Origin of the sequence: Microcystis sp. LE19-10.1B (genome assembly GCF_027530565.1) — a bacterium.
Classification (GTDB): Bacteria; Cyanobacteriota; Cyanobacteriia; order Cyanobacteriales; family Microcystaceae; genus Microcystis; species Microcystis aeruginosa.
Genome location: NZ_JAPZQM010000175.1, coordinates 1 through 1648 on the forward strand (window position 1 = coordinate 1; position 1648 = coordinate 1648).

1 protein-coding gene and 1 pseudogene are annotated in these 1648 nt (G+C 40.3%); both read left to right on the top strand.

Features of this window, described 5'->3' with window-relative positions; all coding sequences use genetic code 11:
* Positions 1-385 precede the first annotated feature (385 nt).
* Entirely contained in the window at positions 386-880 is a 495-nt protein-coding gene (locus O9332_RS06130) for a hypothetical protein (RefSeq protein WP_002738874.1), read from the top strand.
* A gap of 481 nt (positions 881-1361) precedes the next feature.
* Positions 1362-1508 (top strand): annotated as a pseudogene (locus O9332_RS06135) (Uma2 family endonuclease); the annotation flags it as partial.
* Positions 1509-1648: the final 140 nt, after the last annotated feature.

Sequence of the window (1648 nt, forward strand, 5' to 3'; positions counted from 1 at the left end):
GGTTCTTCGTTACTTGGTATGGTTCGATAGGGGGGCATAAATCGACTAAATCCTTATCTGGTAAGAGACTTAATTGATTAGTTCGCTCTAGATCAAAAACAATTGACAAAAATCGCTAAATGCCTTTCTATATAAGGGTTACATCCCTTATAACCCCCGTCTATTGCATAACACCAACCGAAGAGCCATACCAAATCCGTTTTTAACAGTATGATTAACTCCCAATCCAACTTTAAAAACCCGCTCCCCACACCCCACACCCTACACCCTACGAAAAACTTTTTGCCGCAAACCCTAGATATCTATTGACACAAGCGCCGGTCGAGCAGGTTAGCGGCTCGATGTGCTTCAATAATCCTATAGTTTTTATTTTCCTTGTCGTATCATGCCACGTCCCCCGAAGAAAACCCCTAGCACCCCTGAACCCCCCGAAGAGCCAATTAAAACCACTCCTCCTCTACAACCTCTACAAATTATTAAAAAGGGTTCTAGGGCTGCAGTACCCCCCAAACCCCCGGAAACCCCTCCAGAAATAATTGAGGAAAAACCAGCCGAGGAAACGGTAAAATCAGTCAGTAGTGAGATAAAATCTCCTCTCCGTCCCCGTTTCGATTCGGCTCCTCCATTCCGAAAACCGATTCCCAAAGCAGAAATTCCCGTCATCGAAAAAGCGACGGGAGCTAATGGCGAAGTATTTAATCTGACCGATTCTGTCCTGATTACCGAACCTTTTGGTACTCGTATTCCTGCTATTATCGATAGTTTTTATGCCGATGATCAAGGCGAAATCTGGGCGCGACTCAAACCAGTGGAAGTTAATCCCGATTGTCGCTGGGAACAGGCCTGCATTCGCTCTCAGGGTTTGGTAAAAGCCGAGTAAAACAGTTATCAGTTATCAGTTATCAGTTATCAGTTATCAGATTTGAGTTTTAAGTGTGCAGTATTAACAAGTAATTTATAGCGTTTCCTGTTCGCAAGAGGTACACTACCGATGTTGAAAAGCTTAATTAGCAAAGGTTTAAGTGTGCCACACAGGTGTGAGAACCGCAATAGATAATGTCTCTTGCATGATTAATTTTTGAGGGTTCAAAAACGTCAAAAATAAGGATTAAATGGCATAAAATCCGTAAATAGACTATTTAATTGATTATTATTCATTCTTAATTCTCCTGACTACTGACTTCTAATACTAACAACTTTTTGATTTTTACAAGAAGTCCAATGATTTGGTATTCTCAAAAGGTTTACTAGCTATGGTATGATTAAGGGCAGTTTGTTAGACTATGATATTTTTCATGATAATCTGTTTTGATCTGATATCATGTTGAGTAAAATTCACGCTCTAAATTTGGGTTTAAATCATGATAACTACACTAATCGAACGAGAAGCAGAACCAATTTTAATTAGTGACTTAACCTGGAGAGAATTTAAAGCTGTTGAACAGCTAATCGATCGCCCAGGGTTAAGGTTATCTTTTTTAGATGGAGTTTTGGAGATTAGAAAAATGGCAACATCTCAATAAATGCTGGTAAGGAAGCCGAAGTCAACCTAGAAAATGAACCCGCACTCGTGAGAAAGCATCGACTTAGGTTGCACTGAGGAAGAAAATCTGCTTTAACTAAGGATATGCTTCTTCCCATCGAGAGC